The following is a 25655-nucleotide window of genomic DNA, read 5'->3' as shown; positions in this document are numbered from 1 at the left end:
CATTCTCATTGTAGAAGAATAAGAAAGTGTTTACATCGGACGTATTTCTAAAATAATGCTATACTTTTTATCCATAAAAGGAAAAAAGGAGAATACGATGAAATTAAGGGAGTTATTGTCGCTAAGGGAGCTGAAAAAAGGTAAGATCCTAACTAATGAGATTGGTTTGGATAATGAAGTTGAGACTGCGATGGTCTTGGAAGCCATTGACATCGAAAATTGGAGTAAACGAAATCAACTGATACTAACCTCGTTTTATGCATTGAATGACTTGGCAGAAAAAGAATTAGAAGATTTTTTTATCAAGATGTGTCAAATCGGAATCAGTGGACTTGTCTTAAAAACAGATCGGTTCATTAAAGTGATTCCCGAATGGTTTATTAAGTTGTGCTTCAAATATGAAATCCCCTTGATCAAGATCAGTCAAGAAATCAGCTATGAAAAAATCCTATTAACGATTTATGAACCCTTACTCAATGCACATGCCCGTACTTTGCGAACTTATTATGAAGCAAGACAGAGATTCAATCGCTTAGAAAAACAGTTTTCTTCTTTAGAAACAATCATGCAAGAGTTTTATCAAATCATCAAACTTCCTTTTTCCTTAAAATTACTTGATAAAGAAATCGAAATCAGTGACGGTCCGATTCCTACGAATGCGATCGTACTCTCAAGGGAGATTCTTCTACAGACAGATTTCATGAAAAATGATTACTCTTTACTAACACTTTATTCTCAAACAGACTCGCGGAAATATTACGCATTAGAGATCACTATCTTCAATAACTATTCTCTCAACTGTTTGTTGCTTGTTTATCTAAACGATCAGCAAGTCAAAGAAACTGACTTAGTCATCATCGAAAATGCCATTGATGCATTACAAGAAAAATTCAATACAGAAAGTTTATTGAAGAAAGAGCGTTATACACGACTGAATAATTTGGCTGATGCCATCTTACAGAATACCCCACGCAATCCCGAAGAACTCGATAGCTTGTTGCAAGAAGCGCATATGCAGTCAAAAGATTCCTATCAAACAATTGTTTTTTCAACAAAAGAAATACCAACACAGTTGATGAAAAATCGCATCCTTACACTGTTGCGGACATTGAAAAAAGAAGCAATCTTTTTTGACCAACACCAGTATTCTGCTGTTTTATATAACTTTGATCAAACGGAAGGATCAATCACTAAAAGTCAGCTTGCACATCTAATGACAGAGATTCTTGCAGAAAATGAACAAGTAACATTTGCCATCAGCCAATCAAAGCCACGACAAGAAATCAAGGAATTGTTAATTGAGTGTTTGGATATTTTGAAATTCAACACCTCCTTCTACAACGGACCAATCGTGATATCCGAAGATATTGGTATATTCAAACATTTTATTCGAGAAAACAAGCTAGCGACATTGCAAGAAGCAATCCCTGCGAGATTAGAGCAACTAGCCCAAACAGACCACGACTTATTTGAAACTTTTTATTGTTTTTTACAACACAATCGTAACTACAAACAAACAGCAGAAGCCATGTTTTTACATGCCAAAACGATTCGTTATCGTCTCCAAAAAATTTCAGACTATTTATCCATCGATTTAACGAATCCGTTACAAATGGTCAATCATGAGATTGGTGCTTATATTATCAAGATGAGGAGACAAGCAAATGAAAGAAACCAAACAATTACTTGATGACATTACGGTAACGATCGATCACGCTCAAAGCAATACCCCAAAATATATCCTTTACCTGCATGGTGGCGGACTTATTTATGGATCAAAAACCGATTTGCCACATGTCCTAAAAAATCGATTTCTAGATCAAGGCTATACGATTTTATCTCTTGATTACTTGTTGGCTCCAAATACGTCGGTAGCAGAGATTATTGAAACGTTGAATAAAAGTTTTTCTGTCTTAGGAAAAATGATCATCCAAGAACAGCCCTTTGGTATTTGTGGGCGTTCTGCTGGGAGTTATTTGATGTTCCATTTAACCAAACATTTAGGTAGGAATCAAGAAATCACACCAAATTTCTTGATCAATTTTTATGGTTATACTGATTTTGAATTCTTGAAAAAAGACCCTTCTCCCACAGAGAAAACATTACCATCTGAAGTCCTTACTGGAATCGATCAAGAAACACCACTGGCAGATGATCCATTGATGACTCGTGCCTTACTTTATCATTATGGTCAACAACAAGGTATCTTAGCCGACTACTATGGGTTACCAAAATCACAGGATTGGTCAGATTATGCCATCCGTGAAGAGGAACTCGCTGATTTTCCCCCTTGCTTTAGTACAGCCAGCACCACAGATCAAGAAGTCCCTTTTGCTTCGAGTAAAAGGCTGAGCAAACAGATCCCGGATAGTCGATTCAAACCTGTTTATGATTTAGAACATGATTTTTTGAAACAAACAAGCGAACCACAAGTCCAGACAGTCTTAAAGGAGTTATCCGATTGGTTATCCGCCAAAGAATCATTTTGACCAATTTCACATCAATCTAGGAATAAAAAAAGCCTATCCCTCAATAAACCGGATAGGCTTTCTCTTTTTACGCTTTATTTAAACCTTGTATCAATCAACTAGACATTAATTGTTATTGGTCATTCTTCACTTGCCATTCTAACTTATCTAACAACAACGTATAATCTACTTTACTAAAATCAGTCACATCGAATGTATAGAGCGTCCCCAATTCAAATTGTTCATATTGCCGTTTATCGATGATCGCGCGAAACTCTTCTTTCGTAATATGATTCGTTCCTAACGATCGATCTGCTAAGGTATCTCCGTAATGGTAATGGTCCATGATATAGCTCAAATGACGCTCTGGATCACGATCTCTTTTGTAACGTCGTTGCCATAATACATCAAAGTCTGCATGCAAACGAATCGTAATCACTTCATAACCATATTTTTCAGCTAGTGCTTGTAAGGGACCTTTTTGTTTTTCACTAAATGGATACTCAGAAGCAATCACTTTCTTTCCTGCTTCCATATATAACTCCAACGCCTGATAAAAGAATGGATACACCTTCTTTTTTTCCTGCTCTGCTCGTTCAGCTAGATCATCAAAACCAAGAGATTCGGCATAATATTCCTTGATTTCATCTAAAGTAAGACGATACATCGTCGGAAACCGTTCGAAGAGTCGTTCCATCAAATAGGTTTTCCCCGTCCCAGGACTTCCTGCCAAAAGAAGCAAGTATTTTTTCTTATTAGCTCTTTCCTGCATAAATCTCACTTCCTGTATTCAAAAACAGTCCTATCTTGTGCTTAATGATTGCTTTTACTGCTTCGTTGGCTGGAATCACATTATGTCGCAACGACTTGCTGACTTCCGTTTCACCAAAGCTTTCTTTTGCTGTTTTGGTCCAATTGACTAGCAACTCTGTCCCAACATTGAATTTGCGGATGCCATGATTGATCAACTCCGGATAATCTTCCTCTTTCACACCAGTACCACCATGGATCACTAAAGGAACATCCACCACTGCGTTGATTTCTTTCAACAGTGGAAGATTGACTTCTGTTTTCGATTTGAATTGCCCATGATTCGTTCCAATGGCAATCGCCAATGCGTCTACCCCAGTTGCTGCCACAAATTCCACTGCATCTTCAGGCTTCGTATAGACTTTATCATCTTCTGCTACGTGGATCCCTTCTTCTGCCCCACCGATCGTTCCTAGTTCTCCCTCTACTGATACACCGTGTGCATGGGCATATTCAACAACCGCTTTTGTTTTCAGGATATTCTCTTTGAAAGGCAGGTGCGAACCATCATACATCACCGAAGTATACCCACTGTCGATCGCTTGTTTGATATCAGAGAAATCACGTGCATGATCCAGATGAAGGACAGCGTCAACCATTTCTTCCTCAGCAATCGTTTTAACCACATTGACTAAAACATTCATCCCAATATATTTTGCCGTATCCACGCTTGTTTGAATAATGATCGGCGCACCCATTTCTTTTGCTGCCCGTAACATTTCCGGCAACATCTCTAAATTATGGGTGTTGAATGCCCCCACTGTGAAATTCAATGCTTCTGCTGTTTTCGTTACTTCTTTTAATGTCGTATACATCTCTTATATAGCCACCTTTATTCTTATTTATTTCCAGTAATCGTTAGTTTTTTAGCGATTTGTCGCATGTCGTCCATTTTACTCATGTAGCGATCAATCCCTTGGTCATCTCCTGCTCGCGCAGCTTCTGCTCTTTTTTCATTGTATAAAGACATCAATTTCTTATAGCCGTCATTGATACTTTTTTTCAATGACAAACTTTTTTCTAATTGCTCGATTGCTTGGTCTTTGTCCCCCAACTCAGCGGATTTAAGCCCAACTTCCTCGAATAATTTAGCTAATCGGTCTATTTCTTCTGTCTGATCGATTTCTTTTTTCAATTGTTCGATTGCGGCAAGAAGCGCTTCTTTCTCTTCAATTGAAAGCTCCTCGATTTCTACTGGTTGCTCTTTTTTCTTTTTTAAGAAGCCAAACATCATGATTCCCACTTTCATTTTAGAATGCTTTTAAAATCGGACTCAAGATCCAAGCGTAAAGTAACGCTGCCACTACCGTATCGACATCCGTTGCAGTAGCACTGACAAAGCCCATCGAATTGAAGATCGTTACCAGTAAAGCTGGCAATAACGTGATAAAGAATCCATGAGCGATACCACCGATGATTGCCCCTCGTCGTCCACCAACTGCATTACCGAAAATACCTGCCGTTCCACCAGCAAAGAAATTCGTCAACATACCTGGAAGAATCATCGCTAGACCAAACATTGGTAACACAAACATTGCAATGACCGTTCCGATCGTAGTGGTGATGAATCCTAAAATCACTGCGTTCGGACTATATGGGAAAAAGACAGGACAGTCCAACGCTGGAATGGCATCAGGAACTAGTTTCATCGCAATTCCACGAAATGCTGGCACGATTTCACCTAATAATAAACGGACACCCGAAAGCAATACATAGACACCTACAACAAACTGGATGGCTTGTAAGAAGGCAAACATGATATAGTTTTGACCACCAGATAACTCCGCGGCAAACGTCTCACCCGCAAACAATACTGTCACGATATAAAGTGGCACCATCACCACCATGACCGATAAATACGTGTCTTGTAAAAATTCAAAATGAGCCGGTAACTTGATATCTTCAATCGATTTCTTGTTCTCGCCTTTTTCACCAAAGATTTTCGCTACTCCAGCCTCAAATAAATAACCAATCGTACAAAAATGCCCCAAAGCGATATCATTTGAACCAGTGACCTTACGAATGATTGGTTGAGCGATTGCTGGCATCGCCACAGCAAAAACCGCTCCAACAAAACCACCAACTAAAATCAAGACCAAGCCACGTAAACCAGCAAAATACCCAAATACTGTAGTCATAGTTGCCATCCATAAAATCGCTTGGCCAGTCAAGAAAATATATTTCCATCGAGTAAAACGAGCAAGTAGGATATTAAAGACAAAAATAGCTAAAAATGTTAATGCGATATCTCTACCTAAGCCTAATTCATTCATCGCTTGACCGTTGATGGCTTCAATGGATGGAATGATCCCTTCCATTTGGAATCCTTCTGTAAAAATTTGTCCAAAATACGTCAAGCTACCAACAATGATACTTGAACCGGCACTTAACACTTGAAACCCTAACAATGTTTTCAACGTACCCGAAATAATTTGACCAGTTGACTTCTTTTGTAGAATCAGCCCTAACATCGCAATCAATGCAATCGTGATTGACGCTTGTGTCAGAATGTTCTCAATGATGAAATTGATAACGCCCATAGTCTCTCCCCCTAATTTTTCTTAATTAAATGGCTCCTTTACTTTGTAAAACGGGTGTTAATTTTTCTTCGATCTCAACTTTTGACACGATGTTTTTTAAATAAACCATGGCTGTTGTCGGATCAATCGTAAACTTTTCAAATTGTGAACGGAAATTCTCAGCGGTAATGATCACATCTGGTTTCATTGAAACCGCTGAAGAAATATCGCAGTGATCCAGCTTGGCTGTTACCCCTAGTTTGTTCAATACATCCTCGGCTGACATTTGAGCCGCAAAACTACTTCCTAGTCCTGCTCCACATACAAATAAAATATTCAATTTATTCATTTCACTCTCTCCTTCTATCTACTTAAATAGTAGTTGTTTAAATGAATCTACATTCGAACTTTCGATCAAACGATTCAATTTCGTTTCATCGTTGATCAACTCGATCAGCTCTTTCATGATCGTCAGATGGGAATACGAGTCGACTGCTGCTAAACAGAAAATGATTTTTACTGGATCCATCTCGTCATTTCCAAAAGCGATAGGCTGACGGATCGTAGCGACACTCACCCCTAACTTATTGACGCCATCTTCTGGTCTCGCATGCGCTAATGCCAAGTGCTTGCCGATGACGATATAGGCCCCATACTCTTCCACTGCGTGAACCATCGCATCGACGTAACTCGATTCAATGATGTTTTCTTTCAGTAATGGCTTAGCCACTCGTTCAATAGCTTCTTGCCAATTTTCCGCGTGTTCTTGGATCAATATATGATTATCTGTCAAAATGTCTTTTAGCATTGGTTGGATCTCCCTTTTATTGATTTCTAAATGATTTTGCTCAAATAATGTTTCTAGTTTGGTATAGATTGGACGATCGATCTTGCCGCCGCTTTCTTCCACGATTCGTAAAACATTGGCGAATAGTTCCGTTTGTCCATTTTCTGTTGGAATCATCCGCTGGACCTTTTGATGAAGGGACAAAAATTCTGCGACGATTGGTCGATTCGCATCAGTTAAAATAGGCTCCAACACAAGCAGCGGTTTATTCTGACCAGACAATTGAAACGTACTGAAAATCAGGTCGACATCTAACTTATCGACTAACTCCGCTTCTTTTGAACTCAATACAGCAACAACTTCAATCTGCGGGAATTTCTCTTTTAAATTTTCTGCTAATAGATTGCCTGTCGCCACTCCATGGTTACAAACCACCACTGATTTATAAATATACGTAATATTCTGTTTGATTGAGCTTGCAATCGTTGAAAAATGGATGACTAGAAAAGCCAGTTCATCGTCAATCACCCGCCCACCAACTACTTCTTCGATTGTTGGCACAAATAGAGCAACGGCATCATAGATTGGACCGTAATTCACTCGGATATTTTCTTTCAATGGATTCGTCACTTGGATGCGATGTTTGATTCGAACGATCAGAGCCGTCATATGTTTATAAAGATTTTCACACAGTATTTCTTCTTTCAAATGAAACGGAATATGGGTTTGTTCCTCCACGAACTTGATCAGTTGGATCGTTAACAATTGGGCTTGGACCCATTCAAGAGAATTGTTGATATCTTTTGTGCTAAATGTCTCAATCGTAAAGCGTAGATAGTTTCGTTCAACAGGGGGAATGTCCGTCAATTCAAAGTCAACAATGACCTGCTCAATAAACTCAGAAAAACGATTTTCCTCATCAGCGAGATTTTTCCAATTGATAGCTGAGATCAATTCATGCTTTCTGACTCGTTGTATCCAAATCATCGTAAACAACAGTAACTGATTTTTATAAATATCATCTTCTTGTTTCACCATAGTGTTTGTATAGATTGCTTCTAATTTTTTGATTTCTGACAGCGGAAAATAGCGATGGAAAATTTTTTGAGCTGCTGTGACTTTCGTGTCATTTCTTTCTGAAAAATCGATTCGCCCTAGATTCTTATTGATCAAGTCATAAATCATCGTCCTGATCGAACGCTCTGCCCCTTGATAAACCAACCCTTGTTTACCATAGCTAACAATCTCAATGCCATATTTGACCAAGTCAGCTCGTAAACGTCGCATATCTTCATCCATCGTACTTTTGGAAATCATGAATGCTTCTTCCTTACGGTTCAAATAAATCGGCTGTTGTTCATAAGCAATCGCTAACACTAGATCAAAAGTACGTTCATCACGATTCAGTAACTCCTCTTGATACGCAACCAATGCGTCTGCTAATCTTTTCTCTTCCTCTTTATTTAAACGCAGTAGAAACCCCTTTTTTCGAATCGTTTGAATTTCTGCTAATTGTTGCGCCCGCAACCAACTGTTTGCATCAAGAACATCTTGGCGAATCGTCCGTTGACTTACTTGGTGTTCTAATGCTAATTGTTCCGCTTTGATCGGATAGTGATAAGATCGAAATCTTTGAAGTAATTCAACCGTTCTAGTTTTCATATGATTGATTTTCCTTTCTGAACCAAGTATATGTTTGCGCTTTCAAATAAAAAAGTAGAACTTTCTGCCAATTAAGTTGGCAGAAAAGTACGAACTCACTTGCTCCTCTTTCAAAGAAGGTATAAAAAAATCACCTACCTTTGAGAAATGAGCCGCGCAAGCCAAAAATAGTATCTCCTATTTTTAGCTTGCGCGGCTCATCTCCAGAAGTTTTTTCTGGGCGATTGCTTATTCGATTGTATAGAAATAACTATTTGTTCCAACAAAACAGCTACCTCTTCACTCGTTTTAGTTGTTTGATCCCTACCAATAGAATCGCTAAATAATTGAAGAAATAACTTAATCTTTGACAAAAACCTAGTTTATCTAAAATTGGAAGATGATTCAGCACGGGTATCCTTGCCAATCCGTAGATCAACGCACTAAGCAAACTCAAAATTACTACGAGGACATAACTTCTGCCGATTGGTTGATCTGCCTCTTTTCGATAAAGCAACAAAGCAAAAACTGGAAATAAAAGAAATCCAGTATAACCTAAACTAGAACCAATATTATGCACCCACGATGAAAAATCCCACGAAGTAGCCTGTGTATTAAGACTAAACAAGCCTGTAAACAGGCAATCTCCGATCGCATAAAAGCTTAATGAAACCACTAGCCACTTCGCTAAACGAGTAGATATGTTTGCAAATGACGTATACAGTGCAGGTAAGGATAAAACAAACAAGATTCCTGAAATAACAGAAAAAATAAGAAAAGACCCTCGCACTGGACTTGCTACGTCACCGAACACACTGATTGGCATTGTCAATTGATCTAACCCTGGGTAGAACAACCCCAGAACATAGGGTGTCGAAAAATCACTCAACACGCCTAAAAATAAAAAATATATCCCATATCGTCTCAAAAAGTCCATCTTCTCTTCCGTTCTATTTTCTATTCTCATATACAGAATAACATTTTAAATTTAATACCAAAACAAAAAAATTCTTTCTATTCTGACACATTGAGTGGTTCAGAATGTAAGAATTTTTTTGCAATACTTGTTTACTTTCTCTACTATTACGTAAGATTATCCTGCCAAAATCAATGACTCACGTCAACTTAGGTTAAGTTAATTGATAATGAATTGCTTCTTTATACGTTTCAAATAATTCGGCATTCAATTGATCCCCACCATCTATATTAGCAGAATAGAAGATTGGTGGATGTTCGATTCCTTCAGCAATCAACCGTTCACAAACTTCTACAATGATCGTATTGAGAATTGACGCACCAATGACCGTAGAAGAAGGTCCGACTTTTTGTGATAATCCGGTTAGCTCACAACAAGCATCGCCAATATCCCCATGGTTATCGATCACGACATCTGCTAGCTCAAACAATCGCTTGCCAGATGAGTGGCGACTAGATACTGATTTTGAATAGGTTACATTTGTTAACCCAATGATTTTCACGCCTTTTTCTTTTGCAGCCTTGGCTAAATCAATGATGATCGGGTTTCTGCCAGATACTGAATGAAGGATCAGTACGTCATCCGCTTTAAAAGGAATCGTTCCAGCTAGCGCTGTTCCATAGCCTTCTAATCGTTCCATTTGACTCGTAAAGGTTACTGGTTTTCGATCCAGCATCACTTCACGACCAAAGATTGCATTGATCGTCATCATCCCTCCAGCACGATAGTACATTTCTTCGGCTAAAATTCCCGCATGGCTTGCTCCAAAAATATAGATAGACTGTTTTTGTAAATTAGCTTGAGTAAGTAATTCAACAGCTTCTTTGATCGATCGTCTTTCTTTTTCTTCGACAATTGTTAATAGCTCTCTGATTTTATCCATATAGCGAAACATCTAAAACCCTCCAAACAAACTGCTGATTCCTCGTCCGATCATGCCCCACAGCGACAAATCATTTCCACCAAAAATCAAGATCCAGCTTTGGATCGTTGTGCTGTAAATCATGGCAGAAAAGCCAACTAAGGCAACCATTGCAACAGATGCTGCAATCGTTCCAATGACTGCTCCTCGAAATCCTCCTTGACCTTCCCCAATGACTGCAGCACCACCGCATTCAAAGAAGCTGGTAATTACAAGCGGTACAAGTAATACACCAAACAGCTGGAACGAATTTGCCAAGACAACTAAAATCGTTGAAGTAATCATCGCAACGATGAATCCAATAATGACTGCATTCGGACGATAGTTGAATAAAATCGGCACATCAAACGCAGGTTTTGCACCTGGGACCACTTTCTCCGCAATCCCTTGGAAAGCTGGAATGATTTGGTTGATCAACAAACGAACGCCATATAGCATGATCAATAATCCTGCACCAAAATTTAATCCCGCTTCGATGGCGAACATGACTAGATTGCCACCTTCTGGGATCAATACTGGTGCAATAATGCCAACTACCACATTCATAAGAAACATGACCAATGCTCCAGTAATCGAAATTTCACGGAAAAATGAGAGATTCTCAGGGACATTGATATCTTCTGTCGATTTTTCTTTATTCCCAACACGCTTTGCCACAAAACCTGAAATCAATGACAAAATCCCTGTCGGATGACCAATCAAGAATGAGTTATCACCGGTAGCATCCCAAACATATTTACGCATGATCCATGGCATAAATGACCAATAGCAGGCAGATAATAACGCACTGATCCCGATCAATAAAGCCCCAGTCAGACCAGCCTCTACTCCGGCAGCTACAAATACAAATGGGAACCACCACAACATATGACCAGTTAGGAAAATCGTTTTGACCGGTGTAAAACGTGCGATCAACAAATGAATGATCAACCCTAAGAACATCGCTAAACCAACTGTGCCACCATACTCTGCGGTAAAAGTCACATCGGATAGACCCTCAGTAACTTGCACCCCTAATTGTGTTTGGACCGCTGTGTTGATGGGTGCTATCGTCCCGACCAACATATTTACTCCAGCCGTTAACGCCACCATACCAAAGGCTGCGGTCAATGAACCTTTGATGATTTCTGAAAATGACTTTCGTTGGATGATCAAACCGATCATCGCAATCAAGGCTAAAAGAACAGGGGGATTTTTTAAAATATGATCGCTAATAAAATTCATCGCTCTAGCCCTCCTTGTTTGCTAAATATTGTTCTAATTGTGCCTTTACTTCATTTGTATCCATATATTTCTTGATTGGATAAACAGGTGCTTTAACCGATGCTTTCAGTTCTGGAAGTAATTCATTGCTTGTAAAGTAGACATCAGCTTGCGTCGCTTTTGCTGTGGACAGATCCGTATTTTCCACTGTGGCTTTAAGCCCCAACTCTTTGATCACCTTATCGATCGACATTTTTAAAACCATTGAACTTCCTACACCGAATCCACAGACTGCTAAAATTTTCATTTTTTCTTCCCCCTTAGGTTAGTAATTGTATTATTTTTTCCTTATTTCCCGATAAAATGGTTTGATACTTTGCTTCATCCATAAATATGGACATGATTTCCTGTAATTTCTCCAGATGGCTGTCACTATCTTTCGCAGCTAAAATCAAAAATATTTTTACCGCTTTTGCTTTCATGTCTACTGCATTTTTTACGACTAAAAGGCTCATGCTTTGTTCATTGACTCCTACACCTGGTTTGGCATGCATCAACGCAAAATAGTCTGTTAAAACCATGTATGGTCCATGTTCTTCTACACTTTTGATCATATTATCTAAATAGGTATGCGCTATCATTTTATTTTTTAATAATGGCTGACTGGCAATTTCAACAGCAGTTTCCCAATTTTCTACTGTATCGATTACTTGAATCTGCTCTTTTGATAGCAATCTATCGATTCTGCTCATTTCTTAACCTCCAACATTTTTGAGATGAACCAGTTTTTATTTTCAATCCCTTGCATAACCAGTTTCATTACTGCTTCTACTTCTTTTACATCTTCTTCTCGGATCATCAGTAATACGATGATATCGACTTTTTGATTCCCCCAGCTAACTGGTTTATCCGCGACCAATATTGCAATGGCTGTTTCCTCTACAAACAATGGATTACCATGTGGAATCGCAAAACCATTATCGAGATAAGTAGATTGAATTGTTTCTCGATCAAAAACCGATTGGATAAATTGTTCTTTTTTATGGTTATCTAGAAAATTTTGCTGCTCGATCAGAAAATGAATCGCTTCTTCTTTAGTCTGGTATTGACCAAAATAAATGTTGGAACCTAGCAAGTGTTTTGTTTTTTCAGACACGATTCGATTTTCCTTCGCATGTTCATGGTCAATGACTAAATCGATATAATGATTCATGATCCGTTTCATATCCCGAGCAGTCACCATCGGCGAGATCCTGACAACAGGTTTTGACTGTTTGGGTATATCTACTGTCGAAATAATAAAATCGATTTCTGATAGATCCATATGGGTCAACCTATCGATAGAAGCGGTTTCAATACTGTCGATATCAGGCAAGATCCTTCTTATTTTCGCTGAAACAAATGAACTTGTTCCGATGCCATTCGGGCAGACAAATAATAATTTATTTAGCCGTTTGATCCGTTCGACCGCAGCTTGAAAGTGGATGGTGACAAAACCAACTTCATCTTCTGATAGATTTACTTCACTTGGCCAACGGAAATCTTTTAGTGCAAACCACACGACTCCATAAATGGACGGATAGTTTTGTTTGATCTCATCAATCAATGGATTGACGATCGTGGTTTGTGCCTCAAGTCGTAAAAGGAGTTGATATAGATGTACTAAAAGATCTTCTTCTAAACGATTGTCTTGAGTCAAATCGATTTGAATACCTTCACTGACTTTTTGGATCAATTGGCGGATTTTCCCTCGAAAAGCAAAAGAAATATTTTCGCTCTTCATAAAGAATTTCAAGCCACTTCCCACAATGATATAAGTTAAATATTGGACTTCTTCTTGCGTAAACTGATAAATATCCTGATCTTCTAATTTTTTTAGCAACTCATAAACGAGGGGATACTTGTTGAATTCCAGAAAATATTTTCCGTACTGGTTCTTACCGATCAAGTCGATTTTTTTACCCTTTTTTGAGCGTTGGACAATCAATAAAATCGAAATCACAATACTCTTGAAATAACTCTCTGGAATCTCAATCTGTTTTTCGTTGATTCCTTGCTGAAATGCTTGTTCGATCGTTCTTAAAAGCTGATGATCTACCAGTTCTGCAACAACCTCTAATTCATTGAAATGGTTAAGGATCGTCCGTTTCAATACACGCTGGATCTGAATTTCATTTCCTTCAAAGAATGTTCCCGAACGATCAAATTTCAAGTACAATCCTTCTTTCGTAAAAATTTCTTTCACATACGAAAGATCATTAGCAATACTACTTCGTGAGACATAATATTCATCAGAAAGCTGTTGGTAACTTAAATGTTCAAAATTTAAAAGCCTATTGAGAATGGTTATTCTGCGCATTTTATTTTCTTGATAGTACATCACTTTCATCTCCATCACCTTCTATATTCACTATAATTTTTCATGATACCGATTAGAAGACCAAATAAATCATTAGAAAATAATGAGATAATATGAACATTACTAATCGAAGTCTTTTTTCAGTATACTCAGAAATAACTAAAAAATTCTACTTTTAGTGAATTACATAAGAAAAAAGTCAACAGGCGATTGCTGTTGACGTTTAAACTAGATAGACTTCATTCGTTTATCATTTTATTTACATAGCGCTTATGTTTTATGAAATAAACTTCTCAATGCGATTCTTCCCTTAATATCTCTCTAAAAATTCTTGATGAAGTGAGCCATCTCTCGACTTTATGTGTTTATTTGCTCAATCATCTTGCAAATAACCAAAGTTATTATTAATTCAATATTGAATTTTGTTTTGTTCTAAGTTAGGATATTGTTATCTGTCTTCATTTGAAAAGGCTATCATTTTTTTGTTTTATGTACAATATTTGAAAGGTGTTTACGATTTTGAAAAAAAAATATAGAAAAGATTACGGCTCTCTAACTATTCTCATTTCCTGTGCAATGATCATTTTACAAAGAGTTCTAAATTCTGCAATAACGATTCCTGCATATTCCGTTAATCCCGGAAGATTTTATCTTTATTCCTTTTTACAAGCAACTGTTGTTATTGGGACTAACTTAATTCCACTTTATCTAGGGTACCATTATAAAAAAATTGCACAGTTGAAAGTCTATCATTACTTAAGCAGGTTTTCGTTCATTTATATCTTGTCTGCTTTAGTAGTGAATATCTTTTTTTATATTCAGTCTAATGTATTGAATCTAAGAGACTATTGGTTGCTATTTACACCGATCAGTCAAAACTATTTTACCTATGCGGTATCCTGTATTTTACTTTTCATCAGCATCCCTTATGTCATCCGTTTTTTAGAAAAGCTCCCTTCACCTACAGTAAAAAGATTTTTATTATTTTCAACCTTGCTGGTGATAGGTAGTTCAACACTATTCAATAAAGATCCCTTTGCTTTACAAAATGGTAACAACATTATCTGGATCTTCTATCTATTTTTACTTGGCTATTGGCTAAAGAAATGGAACTGGGACGATAAAATTCGTTTTAAAATCCCTCAAGCTTTTATTGCTTTACTGTTTTTAGTGGGAACGATTCTATTTATGGTTCAAATTTCATTGATCGTACGAGGAAATGCAGATACAGCTACACGGTTTATTACACCTCATTCACTTTTTACCATGTATTACACTGTCATGTCCTTTCTGTCATTTGAACTAATGTCTGAAAAATTAAAACTAAAAACTTCGGGGACTTTTCTAGCTACGCTCTTGATCGTTACTCAAATCATTTGTAACTGGCCATTACTCTCCTATCGTGTCTCTGTATTCATGAAGCGGGAATTCCCCAATTCTGGAAGAGCTTGGTTACTGAACCTGGGACAATTTTTCGGCTATTATCTCTTAGCTGTTTCACTATTATGTATCGTTCTATTTTATCTACAAAAAATCCGATTCGTCCAACGGCTGATCGAATTGTTTGCTTTTGATTCCCTCGATGGACTTGCTGCCAAATGTCATGGAGTTAAAAACTGGATAGTTAGTCACAAAAGCTATTTTTTTGTTGCACTTTTTTTCTATTTGTTCACATTTACACAAATATTTTTATTGGAGCAAAGAGAAACTTGGAAACAATCAATTAAAGTTGCACTTGAAATTTTCACTCAACGTCAAGCTCCTATGGTTTTGACCGTTTTGATTATTATGGGATTCTTTTTCTTACTGTTACTACTTGCTAATCGATTTTGGTATGCTTTTACAGCAACCTTGATCATTAATTTACTGCTGACCATTTCAACTATCCTTAAAATGGAAATGCGTGAGGAACCTGTCTTTCCATCTGATTTAAAAATGTTGGCTGGGCTATCTGAATTGATGTCTATGGTCAGTCCGATCGTGTTCATTGCTGGTGGTCTTGTTTTGATTTTCTTGACCTTTACCAGTGTGATCATGCAGCGTCGTTTACAAAAAAAATATTCAGTGAACGTTCATTGGAAACGCCGTATCATTGGAATTCTTTTATTATCATTCTGTTTTTCTGGTGTGTTTTTTATCAATCAAAGAAATTCACCTTCATTTATTTTATTCAATTTATTTAGAGTAAACAAAACATTCCTTGATCAAAAAAGTGCCGTAAAAGACAATGGTCCGATTATCCAATTTTTAAATAATATTGATATTAAAATCATGGAGAAACCTGAAGGATATTCAGAAGAAGCCATTAATGAAATTATGGAGAGATATAATAGACGAGCAAAAGAAATCAATCATACAAGAAATGAATGGTTAGACAATCAAACCATTATATTAAACCTAAGTGAAAGTTTCAGTGATCCTGACCGTGTACCAAATCTAACCGTACACAATGATCCAATTCCTTTCGTTAAAAGTAAACTGGCAGAGGAAACAAGCGGATTGATGTTATCCGTCGGCTATGGCGGCGGCACTGCTAATATGGAATGGGAAGGGCTAACTGGTCTAAGTATCAGTAATCTATCTGCTTCCTTGGTCACTCCTTACACACAATTAGTTGAACGCCAAGATATCAGCCCAAATATCACTAATTTGTTCGATGAAAAAATCGCTATCCATCCATTTACAGCAGCTCTTTATCGCCGGAGACAAGTCTTCGACAAATTTGGATTTGATCAGTTTTATTATGTAGATGGTCCAGATGAATTAGCCTATACAGATACGATTGGAAGGAATCCGTATATTTCTGATGAAGCTGCCTATAAAGATACGTTAAGAGTATTGAACAGTAACTTGGAGTCTTCCCAATTTATCCAGTTGACCACGATGCAAAACCATATGCCTTACGATGATTATTATGATGAATTAAATTATACAGCTGAAGGAACCGCTGTTATTGCAAGCAGATCTAGCGAACTACAAACATTTATGCAAGGTCTCCATTATACAGATGAAGCAGTCAAAGAATTTATTCAAGAAATTGATAAAATCGAAAAACCGATCACCTTTGTTTTTTATGGGGATCACTTACCCTCACTATACAGTGGAAATGATTCAAGAAGATATGGATTAGAGCAACGACAAACTGATTATTTTATTTACAGTAATAAATATAGTCGTGAACAAAGCAATCAATTATTTAAAGAAGTGGTTTCACCAAACAATTTCGCTCCAATGGCATTGGAACAAGCGAATATCAAAGTGACTCCTTATTATGCATTGCTTACAGATGTAGCAAATCAACTACCTGCGTTGACAATCGATCCTACACAAAGCGTGTCTAATCGTTTTAACGGAGAGCAAATATTCGTTACAGAAGAAAAACAAATGATCTATCTTCAGGACTTGCATAAAGAGCAACAACAACTTTTTACTGATTATCAATTGATACAGTATGACCTTGTAGCTGGTAAACAATACAGTGCTTCATGGGCAGAGCAAGGTATTCAAGATTATCAGAAATAGTCACTTCTTCAAAAAAGACACTAGCATCCAACAATCATATGATTTCGGACGCTAGTGTTTTTCTCTTAACTGTGTCTTGTCAAAATTGCTTATCGCAGGATAAATTTCAGTGATAGAAAGAATCACGCAAGAATTGGTACTCTGAATCCTATCAATTCAATTCACTCAAGCGACTTTTTATCGAAACATCCTCCCCATTTCTTTTTCGAGCACCTAATTCCCCAATTGCTGTAAATAATAAATCACTTGAAGAATTTAGCGCTGTTTCAACTGAATCTTGGATGACACCTATAATAAACCCGATTCCTACAACTTGCATCGCAATGTCATTTGAGATCCCAAATAGACTACAAGCTAACGGAATAAGCAATAATGAACCGCCAGCTACTCCAGAAGCACCACAAGCAGCTAAAGCCGCCAAGACGCTTAAAATTAATTTCAAGCCAAAAGAAGCTTCAATACCTAGCGCTTGGACAGTCGTTAAAGTCATTACTGTAATCGTAACTGCCGCGCCCCCCATGTTGATCGTTGCTCCTAATGGAATCGAGATTGCATAAGATTCTTTTGTCAATTTCAGCTTTTCTGCTAGCATCATATTGATTGGGATATTCGCCGCAGAACTACGTGTAAAGAAAGCAGAAATAGCACTTTCCTTTAGACAAAAGAAAATCAATGGATAGGGATTTTCTTTGATAAATAAAAAAGTAAGTACTGGATATACTACCAAAGCAACAAAAAGCATCGTACCTACTAAAACAAGAACTAGTTGAAGGTACTCAGCCAAACCAGAAAGTCCTGTCGTTGCAATCGATTCATAGACTAAACCTAAAATACCGATCGGCGCAAAAGAAATAATCAACTGAACCACATGTGATAAGGCAACTGAAACTTGATCAACAACTTCTTTAGTTGCTTCCGTACGTGTGCGTAACGCCAACCCTAATAATACAGCCCAAAATAACACACCTAAATAATTAGAATCAATAATTGCTTGAATCGGATTTTGAGTCACGTTGGTCAGCATCGTGGATAAAACAGTGCCTATATTTTGAGGCGCTTGTTCCGAAACTGTTTCTTTTAGCGTGATCGGTACTGTAAAAATAGAGCTAGTGATCACCGCAACAAACGCAGCTAAAAAAGTGCCCCCTAGATACAAGCCTAAAATCGGCTTCACAAATGTTTCGTTCCCCATCTTGTGTTTCGCAATCGAAGCTGCAGTCAAGAAAAACACTAACAACGGCGCAATAGCTTTTAAACAACTAACGAACAACGTTCCTAATAAAGCAATAAATCCCCAGGTCGGTAAGAAAATACCAAATATTATACCAATTAAAATACCACAACCAATACGTTGAACTAACGAAAGCTTCAAAAATTTCTCTAACAAACAATCACCCCTTTATAGTTTAACAACCATTCTAACATCTTCATGAGAGAAACAAAAGGGCAATTTTCAGAAAATTCTTGTTATTTTGCGTATTTCTACACTTCACAAATAAAATAAAAAAAGCCATCATTACGATTCTATACGCAGATTACAATGATGACTTTTATAACTATTTTCTTGATAAAACCATTTGTTTACCTTAAATACTAATTTAGCCCACATACATACACTCTATCAATCCAAAAATATCGGTTGAATAAAGTCCGCTTGCCACCTTTTGTCTTTTTCAGAGTAGTTGAAATACCATACTTGTGAGAAATACAGCCGTTCTCGCTTATCACCCGAAATCAATTGCTGGTTCTTTCGATCAACTAAATAGTCAAAACAGCTAAAATCGATTCGAATAGAAAAACTATTTTCATTGATTTGTCGATAGTTGCCCAATTCTTGAATAGTTATTTTCGTTGTATGATTTCTTACACCTTCGTCTTTATTCTTTTGTAGCACCTGCTGATGTTCTTCAAACAATCTTGGTGTGTAACAGTTCTTGACTTTTTCAGGCGTTTCTTCTTCCCAAGCCTTTTGTATTGCATAAAATACTCTGTTGATTTCAGAAAGTAGTTTTTTCTTTTCGCGTTTTGTTCCCGGCATTCTTGATAACAAATCATTGAATTCCACGTATTGCACACGCTTTTTTTTAACTAAAGGAAATACGATTATACTTCCTAATGATAAGCCAATATAGAGAAAATTCTCTGATTCACTCATGCTAGTAGTTGATCGATCATCCCGATAATAGGAATTGGAACCGCCACCTATCGAACCGCCACCAGAGCCACCACCTGTTGAACCACCACCATGACCGCCTGCTACAGCCAAAGCTTGAACGGGCATAAAAAATAAAAAAGCCATGATCAATAGACAAATCACCTGATAATTTTTCTTCATCTGGACCCTCTTTCCCATTCCCCCACGATGATAGCTTAGCAAATAATTATTATAAGATTCCTATGGAACAATGAATGATTTCCTAATTTTTCTTTGGTTGGCAGGATTTCATGTTTTACTACTCAAGAGCTATCTCTGATACGTTTACTATTTTGAAAGTAATCTTTTCTTTATTACCATAAATTCTTCTTCTGTAATGATTTTTTGTTTTAACAATTCATACGCTTTTTCAATTTGTTCAATCAGATTCTCGTCTTCAACCATACTTTTTGATGAATTTGAGTCCGTAATCGTGACTTCTTCATCCTGTAAGATTATCAAATCTTCCTTTAAATTTTCTTCAGAATAATCCAGTCCTTTTCTTAATTCATTTTTTAACCTCTTAGCCATCGGTTTCATTGAAAAATAATTTAAACTTCCAGATACAACACCACCTACCACAGGAACAGCTTTAGAAACACCTTTTGCAAAGGTCGTTTTTGTTAGCTTGGTGCCGAAGATTGAAAGAACTTTTTTTATCACTGGATAATAAATCGTTTTAGTCATGGCTTTTTGTGGTATTTTGGTCAAAGCTTGTGTAGATAGTTTTCCCGATAAAATTCGGACAGCAGAGCCAGCAGTTGTTACACCCAACATAATACCTAAATACAAGATCAAAGTTTCTTTAGCTTCTTCAGTTAGCTCCCCTTGTTGGTTCCAAATATCTTTATACCCATAAATATAAGAAATTTCTTGTGCTAACTTTAACGAATAGCCGTAGAACTGTGTAATATCAGCCGGAATCGTTGCTGCCATTGCTAGTCCTCCAGGCAAGCCTGTGGCAAAAGAAAGCGTACTTGATTGAGCGACTATCGAGTGTATTCTACTGTCAGCAACTTGATCCAATTTTTCTTTAGACAAGAATGCTTGCGGTCCTTTTTCAATCAATTGATCAATATTTTCTACTTTTTCACCAAACGCTTTCACTAAAAATTCTGAACGATTTACTTTCACAAGCGGTAACTTTAATGACTCATTTACGACTTTCAGTGCTAAACTCTCACTACTCTCCATGTCCTTCACTCCCTATATAAGATAACGAAAAATCCTTTTAACAAACCATTCTTTTAAATAGAACAGCCTCACCTATTTCGATAGTTATTTTACACTGTCATTCTAATATAAAATAACTCAATATTTATTAATTTCTTAATTGACGATTTTAAACGCATAATCGCTCATTTTTCATCAAAAAAATAAAGGTTATGTTAAAAGAAACGATTGTTTTAGACTTTACAAACAAGTAAAGCACAAGAAGCAAGTTTCTTAGGAACGATAAAAGACTTTAGCCTAGATCCTCTTTTAATATTCTACGATTTATTTCTTTCAATCATATAGATTAAGGAACAATGAATCTTCCTTCTTTCATTTGTTTTTTTAGTATTTTTATCGCTTTCTTATATGTAAATGGCCGAACAGAATCCTGTAATAAAATAATCACAAAACAACCAAGCGAAACAATTATCTCTAAATCGACGGGTAGCATCTCACTAATTAAACAAATAAAGAAACCTATTATATAGCCAGCTATCAAAACTAATTGCGTACACCAAATTATTTGTAGATCCCCTTGATTAGCAATTATTTTTTTCACTTGTTTTCTGTCGAAATCTTTATATATTTTTTCTCCTTTTATTTTATTCATTATCGTTAAGCCTATAGCTTTAGCAGCTAAATAACCTATCGCGGAAAACAGTATGTAATTGATGATAGGTGGTATGCTAGACATGAAATCTAACTTTTTAGTAAGGAAAGGAATAACTATCATGGAACCAAATAATCCTAATAATACTACTAGAGATTTTGAATATTCTTCATGTTCCCCCGCAAATTTTTGTGTAAAAAGTTTTTGATTGTTAAAATCAAAATAGATGGTTTCATTTGTTGTTCTGCGTAGTAACGGTACCACATTCTCTTTCATCCGAATACACCATCCTTTGTTTTTCCAATTGTTTATTCTGACTTTTCTGATCATCTTTATCAAAAATCATTTTATATTTTACTTTTTTTGTTGAATATATTTTGCCATTAAATATAGTACTCACAAGAATAAATACGGTAAGAACAAATAATAATCTTTCTTGTATTATAAAAGGAATGACTAGCGTAAACATGCCATAAAACAGAAGCAAACCTATCCATACTAGTAATGCCTTTACATAATGAATTATTTTCATTCTCCTCACCACCATTTTAATTTTTTTTGTGTAATGATCAGTGGAGTAAGTGCATATCCCTTACCTATACGCTTTAAAGAAATACCTCTTTTTTCTAATTCCTTTATTAATTTATTTTTTCGCCAATAAGATACAACAGAAAGACAAATGGCTAATGCTAACCAGAAGAAGAATAAATTGATGATTCCTTCCAACATATCTATTGGCAAATTGCTTTTGCCCCAAAGCCAATTCTGTGGAATAAAGTCCCTCACTAAGTTGCTTAAAGGAAGACCAATGGCTACTCCTAAATAACTTTTTTCTGATTTTTTCTTGATTTGCTTCTCCATTTCTAAACCAGAAATACTAAATTTATACAAAGAAATATTAGCTTGATATATTTTTCTACTGACCCTGTATTGCTTGAAACCTAACATGAAATTATTTTGCCTTATTAAATATTCTTCATTATCATCTGAAATAAATAAACACCAGCCTGGAATCACTCTTTTTTTATCAAAGCTTAAATTTCTAATTTCACCGTCTTCTATTTTCATATCATTTACTCAAGATACACTTTCTAACATTATATATTTCACATCATTATTAACGAACCAAACTTTACCATTGAACAAAATAATTTTAACTATATAAAAACTCAACAAACTTAGCAATCTTGCTTGTACTAAAAAAGGGATTATAAACAAAAAAATGATTGTAAAACTAATAATCAAAGCTAGACCAACTAGATTATTTATTGTCCATAGTTTTTTTTGTATATTTAGAATTATTAATCAGATTTACCCTTCCCACAAAATTTACATCAAAACCATTATTCATCATTTCAAAAAGAAAAATTCTTTTTCTAAAGAATGAACAAAAGTACAAGCAAACTATTATAGTTAGCCAAAAAAAACAATAGATTTTTTATACCTATAGAAAAATTAAAAGATTGATCAGAATTACCCCATAACCATTCAACTGGAATTATTTTTCTTATTATTGGATATGATACTAAAGCAATAGCACGACCTATGTAATTATTGTTTGATTTTTCCTTATCCTCTTTTTCCGCCTCTTTGCAGTCAACAGAAAAACTCTTTAAAGGCGTATTAGATTTATATATTTCTCTTTTTAAATGATAGTTGCCCAATCTTAACAAATTAGAGTTTTGTCGTACAATAAATTCCTCATTGTTTTCTGTTACTAATAACAACCATCCACGAATAATTTTATTTTTATGAAATGTAATATTATATATTTTGCCCTCAGCAATTTTACGCTTATATTCCATCAAATATTCCTCCAATAAAACCGCTAACCCCTTAAATAAAATTGCTTATCCAGACACTACCGTTTCCCCACAATAGCTACAAAATCTCTAATAGTTTTGACTTCGTCTTTTAAAATTTAGTATTTAGTTTTACTTTTAATTGGTTTAAATGTCATGATTGTACTTAACAGTATTCTTACATAGATATGATAAAGTAAAACTAATTTTTCGCATTCTATTGGCCATTTTTTAATTTTTTATCGAGAAGTATACTGTGTTTTCAATTTGACAAGTTTTTTACTGATCGTCGTTTCTTACTACTTTGTATTTTACATTTATATCTGGAACTTCTCTTAAATTTGATAAGATTTTTCCAAATATCAACGAAATGGTAGGTGATACTAATGAAACAAAAGTAACTACCCAAAAGTCACCTGATAAAATTGCGGATATAAATAGGTAGCTTACAAACATACCATATACACATGATAAAAAATTACTCAGAACCACATAAATTTTTGACTTTGCATTTTCAACAAGTACTAACTTTACAATTGTCGTATCTTTAACTATTTCTTGCACTTTCTTATTGCTATGTGTTAGTCGACAGATTGATACTATTCCATATGTACTGAGAAGACTGCCAATCAATAGAGCTAAGTATATTGATTCTAGATAGCCCAAATATATAAGAAAAGGACTAATTACAAAGACTCCGAAAATCCCATAAGATTCAGGAACATAAAATTGTCTTTCAGGTGTTTTTTTACCTTCAATAATTTCTTCTAATCCAGTTACTTTATAAGCAGTCCAACTTTTTTCCCAAGTGTTGTTATAAAAGTTACTGAACGGAAAAAAATTTCTCAACCTAATTAACTTAAAATAATCAACAATGTACGATTCATCATGTAATTCCAGTAAATAATATCTACCATTAATTCTTTTAATATCTTGGACACAGTTGTTTTCTATCATCTAAAGCCTCCTCCAAGTTTCTCAGTTGATTATGAAAAATTAAAAAATGCTAAATTAGATTCTGCTATTACACCTTGCGGATAACCTAATGCAGAATAGTCAAAATAGCCAATTGTTCCTTCATTATTAAAAAGCTGTGCCCGTCCAACAGTAATAAGTTTGATGTCTCCGCCTTTTAACAGCACTACGCTTCCCAATGGTAAAATATGTTTATTGATCATGAAATTTCCCCTCCTTCATTTGTTTTTTTAGTATTTTACCTGCTTTGATTCCTAAATTTGAAGGTACTATTTTTCTTAAGGTTGCTAAACTGAACACACAAAATAAAAGTGCTATAAAGTCTTCACCTCTTAGCATCTGCTCAGAAATCGAAATAATAGAAACAAAGAATACTCCTAAAGTCAATAACGTCTCAACAAACAACAACATCCAAAACTTTCGAGAATTAGATACAACTCCTTGAATTTCATTGGGAGAAAAATTTCTATAATCTTTTTCTCCCAATGAATTAGTCATCATTATTTCTATAAAAACATGTGCTAACACATATCCTAAACATAGCACAAGAAGTAAACTAACTAAAACTGGAAAAATAAGTACTCTATCTAAAATGGTTCCAAAAGTCGTCATTCCTGCCATAAGAACTTGACTTGTCCAAAAAGTTCTACTCTTAGAGTAGCTTCTTCCTGATGTTTCCGTATAAGCACCTTTAAAATGTTGTACATACGGAGTGTTCTTTTCAAAATCAAAAGATATTGATGAATTTCCTGATATTTTTAAAAGTGGAACTATTTTCTTCTTTTTCACCTTAATATACTCCCTAGTAATTATTTCCATTATGAAACATCCAATTCTGCGTGTATCTGATGAAATCGTTGTTGAAATGCTTGTTGCTTTACTTCATACTCCTTCTGCAGCAAATTGCATTGGACATGCCTTGTTGGATACCTTTATGATTCGAATCAGAGAGTTAGCGACAACCTTTTTGAGGTACTTTTCTAATTGAAAAAGTTGTTTTTTTAACATACGTTTCTCCTTTGCTAATTTATCTTGTTGCTGTCTGTTGACATTCATTCACCTTCCTAGAGATTTGATTGTTGGTTTCTTGAAACGTTCTTTCTTCATAAGCGATAGGTGTTTGTCCTTTAGATGTTGATCTTCTTAAACTAAATACGCATTTCATTAAAAAACTTTTCCCCTTACTTAAAAACCACATAAAATAACTTATCGAATATTTATTAAATATTCCACACTCTTTAATTTTAATATGAAAACACCTTTAAAGTCTTAATATATCATAAAATATCGTTTTAGTTTCATAATCGTTTAAATAACTAAAATTAATTTTAGTTATCTTATATATATATATATTTCTTCAATAAGAAAATTTGATTTTTTATAGATTAAAAAATACTCGGAATCTGTTATAGCATACTGTCTTTCAATTATGATACTGGGCTAGAAAATAAAGAAGAAATGCTTTTTTCAAAGTAAATAAGGTATTCCTATCATCAAAAAGGAATACCTCATACATAGATTATTTTCTTTCTAAAGGGAAAAGCAGATAACACTAGCTATGACACTTTTTATTATCTGTATAACCACAACAATATTTCAACCGTTAATGCCAATTTTAATAGTTGTTTGAATATTTCCTACTTCTCTTCCGC

Annotated in this window: 26 protein-coding genes; 3 read left to right on the top strand and 23 right to left on the bottom strand. The window is 35.6% G+C overall.

Annotation, left to right across the window (positions count from 1 at the left end; genetic code table 11):
* The first annotated feature begins 97 nt into the window (after nucleotides 1-97).
* A complete protein-coding gene (locus IGL24_RS01625; RefSeq protein ID WP_207700057.1) occupies nucleotides 98-1690 on the top strand; it encodes a PucR family transcriptional regulator in 1593 nt (530 codons plus the stop codon).
* Nucleotides 1665-2489: an alpha/beta hydrolase gene (locus IGL24_RS01620; protein ID WP_207700056.1), complete on the top strand. Its 825-nt coding sequence runs from the start codon at nucleotides 1665-1667 to the stop codon at nucleotides 2487-2489. The genes IGL24_RS01625 and IGL24_RS01620 overlap by 26 nt, the downstream gene beginning before the upstream one ends.
* Before the next feature lie 112 nt (nucleotides 2490-2601).
* Here IGL24_RS01620 and IGL24_RS01615 read toward each other — a convergent pair whose 3' ends face one another.
* The 12 genes from IGL24_RS01615 to IGL24_RS01560 all read right to left on the bottom strand — a co-directional run bounded on the left by IGL24_RS01615 (nucleotide 2602) and on the right by IGL24_RS01560 (nucleotide 13715).
* Nucleotides 2602-3240 carry an AAA family ATPase gene (locus tag IGL24_RS01615; protein ID WP_207700055.1) on the bottom strand — a complete coding sequence of 213 codons (639 nt, stop codon included), beginning with the start codon at nucleotides 3238-3240 and terminating at the stop codon, nucleotides 2602-2604.
* Nucleotides 3224-4093, bottom strand: a complete 870-nt coding sequence (locus IGL24_RS01610) for a class II fructose-bisphosphate aldolase (protein WP_207700054.1) — start codon at nucleotides 4091-4093, stop codon at nucleotides 3224-3226. Before IGL24_RS01610 ends, IGL24_RS01615 begins: the two co-directional genes overlap by 17 nt.
* Nucleotides 4094-4116: 23 nt before the next feature.
* Nucleotides 4117-4509 carry a tetratricopeptide repeat protein gene (locus IGL24_RS01605; protein WP_206856852.1) on the bottom strand — a complete coding sequence of 131 codons (393 nt, stop codon included), beginning with the start codon at nucleotides 4507-4509 and terminating at the stop codon, nucleotides 4117-4119.
* Nucleotides 4510-4528: 19 nt separating this feature from the next.
* Nucleotides 4529-5818 (bottom strand): PTS sugar transporter subunit IIC, encoded by a 1290-nt coding sequence (locus tag IGL24_RS01600; RefSeq protein ID WP_206856786.1) that lies wholly within the window; start codon nucleotides 5816-5818, stop codon nucleotides 4529-4531.
* A 25-nt stretch (nucleotides 5819-5843) separates the two neighbouring features.
* Nucleotides 5844-6146: a PTS sugar transporter subunit IIB gene (locus IGL24_RS01595; protein WP_206856788.1), complete on the bottom strand. Its 303-nt coding sequence runs from the start codon at nucleotides 6144-6146 to the stop codon at nucleotides 5844-5846.
* 18 nt (nucleotides 6147-6164) lie between these two features.
* A complete protein-coding gene (locus IGL24_RS01590) occupies nucleotides 6165-8246 on the bottom strand; it encodes a BglG family transcription antiterminator (protein WP_207700053.1) in 2082 nt (693 codons plus the stop codon).
* 271 nt (nucleotides 8247-8517) lie between these two features.
* Nucleotides 8518-9162 carry a DUF998 domain-containing protein gene (locus IGL24_RS01585; protein WP_206856797.1) on the bottom strand — a complete coding sequence of 215 codons (645 nt, stop codon included), beginning with the start codon at nucleotides 9160-9162 and terminating at the stop codon, nucleotides 8518-8520.
* A 193-nt stretch (nucleotides 9163-9355) separates the two neighbouring features.
* Nucleotides 9356-10096 carry a sugar isomerase domain-containing protein gene (locus tag IGL24_RS01580; protein ID WP_207700052.1) on the bottom strand — a complete coding sequence of 247 codons (741 nt, stop codon included), beginning with the start codon at nucleotides 10094-10096 and terminating at the stop codon, nucleotides 9356-9358.
* Entirely contained in the window at nucleotides 10097-11347 is a 1251-nt protein-coding gene (locus IGL24_RS01575) for a PTS ascorbate transporter subunit IIC (RefSeq protein WP_207700051.1), read from the bottom strand.
* A 4-nt stretch (nucleotides 11348-11351) separates the two neighbouring features.
* Nucleotides 11352-11633, bottom strand: a complete 282-nt coding sequence (locus tag IGL24_RS01570) for a PTS sugar transporter subunit IIB (protein ID WP_207700050.1) — start codon at nucleotides 11631-11633, stop codon at nucleotides 11352-11354.
* Between the two features lie 13 nt (nucleotides 11634-11646).
* Entirely contained in the window at nucleotides 11647-12078 is a 432-nt protein-coding gene (locus IGL24_RS01565; protein WP_207700049.1) for a PTS sugar transporter subunit IIA, read from the bottom strand.
* Entirely contained in the window at nucleotides 12075-13715 is a 1641-nt protein-coding gene (locus IGL24_RS01560) for a BglG family transcription antiterminator (RefSeq protein WP_207700048.1), read from the bottom strand. The genes IGL24_RS01565 and IGL24_RS01560 overlap by 4 nt, the downstream gene beginning before the upstream one ends.
* A 489-nt stretch (nucleotides 13716-14204) precedes the next feature.
* Here IGL24_RS01560 and IGL24_RS01555 point away from each other — a divergent pair, with 489 nt between their 5' ends.
* Nucleotides 14205-17207 carry a sulfatase-like hydrolase/transferase gene (locus IGL24_RS01555; RefSeq protein WP_242699777.1) on the top strand — a complete coding sequence of 1001 codons (3003 nt, stop codon included), beginning with the start codon at nucleotides 14205-14207 and terminating at the stop codon, nucleotides 17205-17207.
* Between the two features lie 151 nt (nucleotides 17208-17358).
* Here the strand turns inward: IGL24_RS01555 and sstT are convergent, their stop codons facing one another.
* From sstT to IGL24_RS01500, 11 genes are all read right to left on the bottom strand, one after another.
* Complete coding sequence (sstT, locus tag IGL24_RS01550) at nucleotides 17359-18594, bottom strand: serine/threonine transporter SstT (RefSeq protein WP_207700047.1); 1236 nt, start codon at nucleotides 18592-18594, stop codon at nucleotides 17359-17361.
* 234 nt (nucleotides 18595-18828) lie between these two features.
* On the bottom strand, nucleotides 18829-19542 hold the full coding sequence (locus IGL24_RS01545; RefSeq protein ID WP_207700046.1) for a TIM44-like domain-containing protein: 714 nt from the start codon (nucleotides 19540-19542) through the stop codon (nucleotides 18829-18831).
* A 147-nt stretch (nucleotides 19543-19689) separates the two neighbouring features.
* Complete coding sequence (locus IGL24_RS01540) at nucleotides 19690-20595, bottom strand: EcsC family protein (protein ID WP_207114771.1); 906 nt, start codon at nucleotides 20593-20595, stop codon at nucleotides 19690-19692.
* Between the two features lie 325 nt (nucleotides 20596-20920).
* The gene (locus IGL24_RS01535; RefSeq protein WP_207700045.1) at nucleotides 20921-21502 is read right to left on the bottom strand and encodes a hypothetical protein; all 582 of its coding nucleotides are present in this window, start codon (nucleotides 21500-21502) and stop codon (nucleotides 20921-20923) included.
* Entirely contained in the window at nucleotides 21459-21758 is a 300-nt protein-coding gene (locus IGL24_RS01530) for a hypothetical protein (RefSeq protein WP_207700044.1), read from the bottom strand. The genes IGL24_RS01535 and IGL24_RS01530 overlap by 44 nt, the downstream gene beginning before the upstream one ends.
* A 5-nt stretch (nucleotides 21759-21763) precedes the next feature.
* Nucleotides 21764-22294 carry a hypothetical protein gene (locus IGL24_RS01525; RefSeq protein ID WP_207700043.1) on the bottom strand — a complete coding sequence of 177 codons (531 nt, stop codon included), beginning with the start codon at nucleotides 22292-22294 and terminating at the stop codon, nucleotides 21764-21766.
* 308 nt (nucleotides 22295-22602) lie between these two features.
* Nucleotides 22603-23031 (bottom strand): hypothetical protein, encoded by a 429-nt coding sequence (locus IGL24_RS01520; RefSeq protein ID WP_207700042.1) that lies wholly within the window; start codon nucleotides 23029-23031, stop codon nucleotides 22603-22605.
* Between the two features lie 276 nt (nucleotides 23032-23307).
* Nucleotides 23308-23985: a hypothetical protein gene (locus tag IGL24_RS01515; RefSeq protein WP_429966277.1), complete on the bottom strand. Its 678-nt coding sequence runs from the start codon at nucleotides 23983-23985 to the stop codon at nucleotides 23308-23310.
* A 29-nt stretch (nucleotides 23986-24014) separates the two neighbouring features.
* Nucleotides 24015-24206 (bottom strand): DUF4176 domain-containing protein, encoded by a 192-nt coding sequence (locus IGL24_RS01510; protein WP_429966276.1) that lies wholly within the window; start codon nucleotides 24204-24206, stop codon nucleotides 24015-24017.
* Nucleotides 24196-24792, bottom strand: coding sequence for a hypothetical protein (locus tag IGL24_RS01505; protein ID WP_429966275.1), 597 nt, complete (start codon nucleotides 24790-24792; stop codon nucleotides 24196-24198). The genes IGL24_RS01510 and IGL24_RS01505 overlap by 11 nt, the downstream gene beginning before the upstream one ends.
* Before the next feature lie 93 nt (nucleotides 24793-24885).
* A complete protein-coding gene (locus IGL24_RS01500) occupies nucleotides 24886-25011 on the bottom strand; it encodes a hypothetical protein (protein ID WP_429966274.1) in 126 nt (41 codons plus the stop codon).
* Between the last annotated feature and the right edge of the window lie 644 nt (nucleotides 25012-25655).

The sequence above is a fragment of the Enterococcus sp. DIV2371 genome, assembly GCF_050498525.1.
Lineage (GTDB): Bacteria > Bacillota > Bacilli > Lactobacillales > Enterococcaceae > Enterococcus_B > Enterococcus_B mangumiae.
The sequence above is the reverse complement of the archived record's forward strand: the minus strand, read 5'-3'. Positions and strand labels throughout refer to the sequence as shown.

Coding starts and splice junctions, on each gene's coding strand:
- IGL24_RS01590 (WP_207700053.1), bottom strand. CDS start 8,246: ATGAAAACTAGAACGGTTGAATTACTTCAAAGATTTCGATCTTATCAC.
- IGL24_RS01510 (WP_429966276.1), bottom strand. CDS start 24,206: ATGATCAATAAACATATTTTACCATTGGGAAGCGTAGTGCTGTTAAAA.
- IGL24_RS01520 (WP_207700042.1), bottom strand. CDS start 23,031: ATGGAATATAAGCGTAAAATTGCTGAGGGCAAAATATATAATATTACA.
- IGL24_RS01620 (WP_207700056.1), top strand. CDS start 1,665: ATGAAAGAAACCAAACAATTACTTGATGACATTACGGTAACGATCGAT.
- IGL24_RS01540 (WP_207114771.1), bottom strand. CDS start 20,595: ATGGAGAGTAGTGAGAGTTTAGCACTGAAAGTCGTAAATGAGTCATTA.
- IGL24_RS01610 (WP_207700054.1), bottom strand. CDS start 4,093: ATGTATACGACATTAAAAGAAGTAACGAAAACAGCAGAAGCATTGAAT.
- IGL24_RS01545 (WP_207700046.1), bottom strand. CDS start 19,542: ATGAAGAAAAATTATCAGGTGATTTGTCTATTGATCATGGCTTTTTTA.
- IGL24_RS01585 (WP_206856797.1), bottom strand. CDS start 9,162: ATGGACTTTTTGAGACGATATGGGATATATTTTTTATTTTTAGGCGTG.
- IGL24_RS01515 (WP_429966277.1), bottom strand. CDS start 23,985: ATGATAGAAAACAACTGTGTCCAAGATATTAAAAGAATTAATGGTAGA.
- IGL24_RS01625 (WP_207700057.1), top strand. CDS start 98: ATGAAATTAAGGGAGTTATTGTCGCTAAGGGAGCTGAAAAAAGGTAAG.
- IGL24_RS01535 (WP_207700045.1), bottom strand. CDS start 21,502: ATGAAAGAGAATGTGGTACCGTTACTACGCAGAACAACAAATGAAACC.
- IGL24_RS01615 (WP_207700055.1), bottom strand. CDS start 3,240: ATGCAGGAAAGAGCTAATAAGAAAAAATACTTGCTTCTTTTGGCAGGA.
- IGL24_RS01525 (WP_207700043.1), bottom strand. CDS start 22,294: ATGAAAATAGAAGACGGTGAAATTAGAAATTTAAGCTTTGATAAAAAA.
- IGL24_RS01605 (WP_206856852.1), bottom strand. CDS start 4,509: ATGTTTGGCTTCTTAAAAAAGAAAAAAGAGCAACCAGTAGAAATCGAG.
- IGL24_RS01560 (WP_207700048.1), bottom strand. CDS start 13,715: ATGAAAGTGATGTACTATCAAGAAAATAAAATGCGCAGAATAACCATT.
- IGL24_RS01500 (WP_429966274.1), bottom strand. CDS start 25,011: ATGTTAAAAAAACAACTTTTTCAATTAGAAAAGTACCTCAAAAAGGTT.
- IGL24_RS01595 (WP_206856788.1), bottom strand. CDS start 6,146: ATGAATAAATTGAATATTTTATTTGTATGTGGAGCAGGACTAGGAAGT.
- IGL24_RS01530 (WP_207700044.1), bottom strand. CDS start 21,758: ATGAAAATAATTCATTATGTAAAGGCATTACTAGTATGGATAGGTTTG.
- IGL24_RS01580 (WP_207700052.1), bottom strand. CDS start 10,096: ATGTTTCGCTATATGGATAAAATCAGAGAGCTATTAACAATTGTCGAA.
- IGL24_RS01600 (WP_206856786.1), bottom strand. CDS start 5,818: ATGGGCGTTATCAATTTCATCATTGAGAACATTCTGACACAAGCGTCA.
- IGL24_RS01570 (WP_207700050.1), bottom strand. CDS start 11,633: ATGAAAATTTTAGCAGTCTGTGGATTCGGTGTAGGAAGTTCAATGGTT.
- IGL24_RS01575 (WP_207700051.1), bottom strand. CDS start 11,347: ATGAATTTTATTAGCGATCATATTTTAAAAAATCCCCCTGTTCTTTTA.
- IGL24_RS01565 (WP_207700049.1), bottom strand. CDS start 12,078: ATGAGCAGAATCGATAGATTGCTATCAAAAGAGCAGATTCAAGTAATC.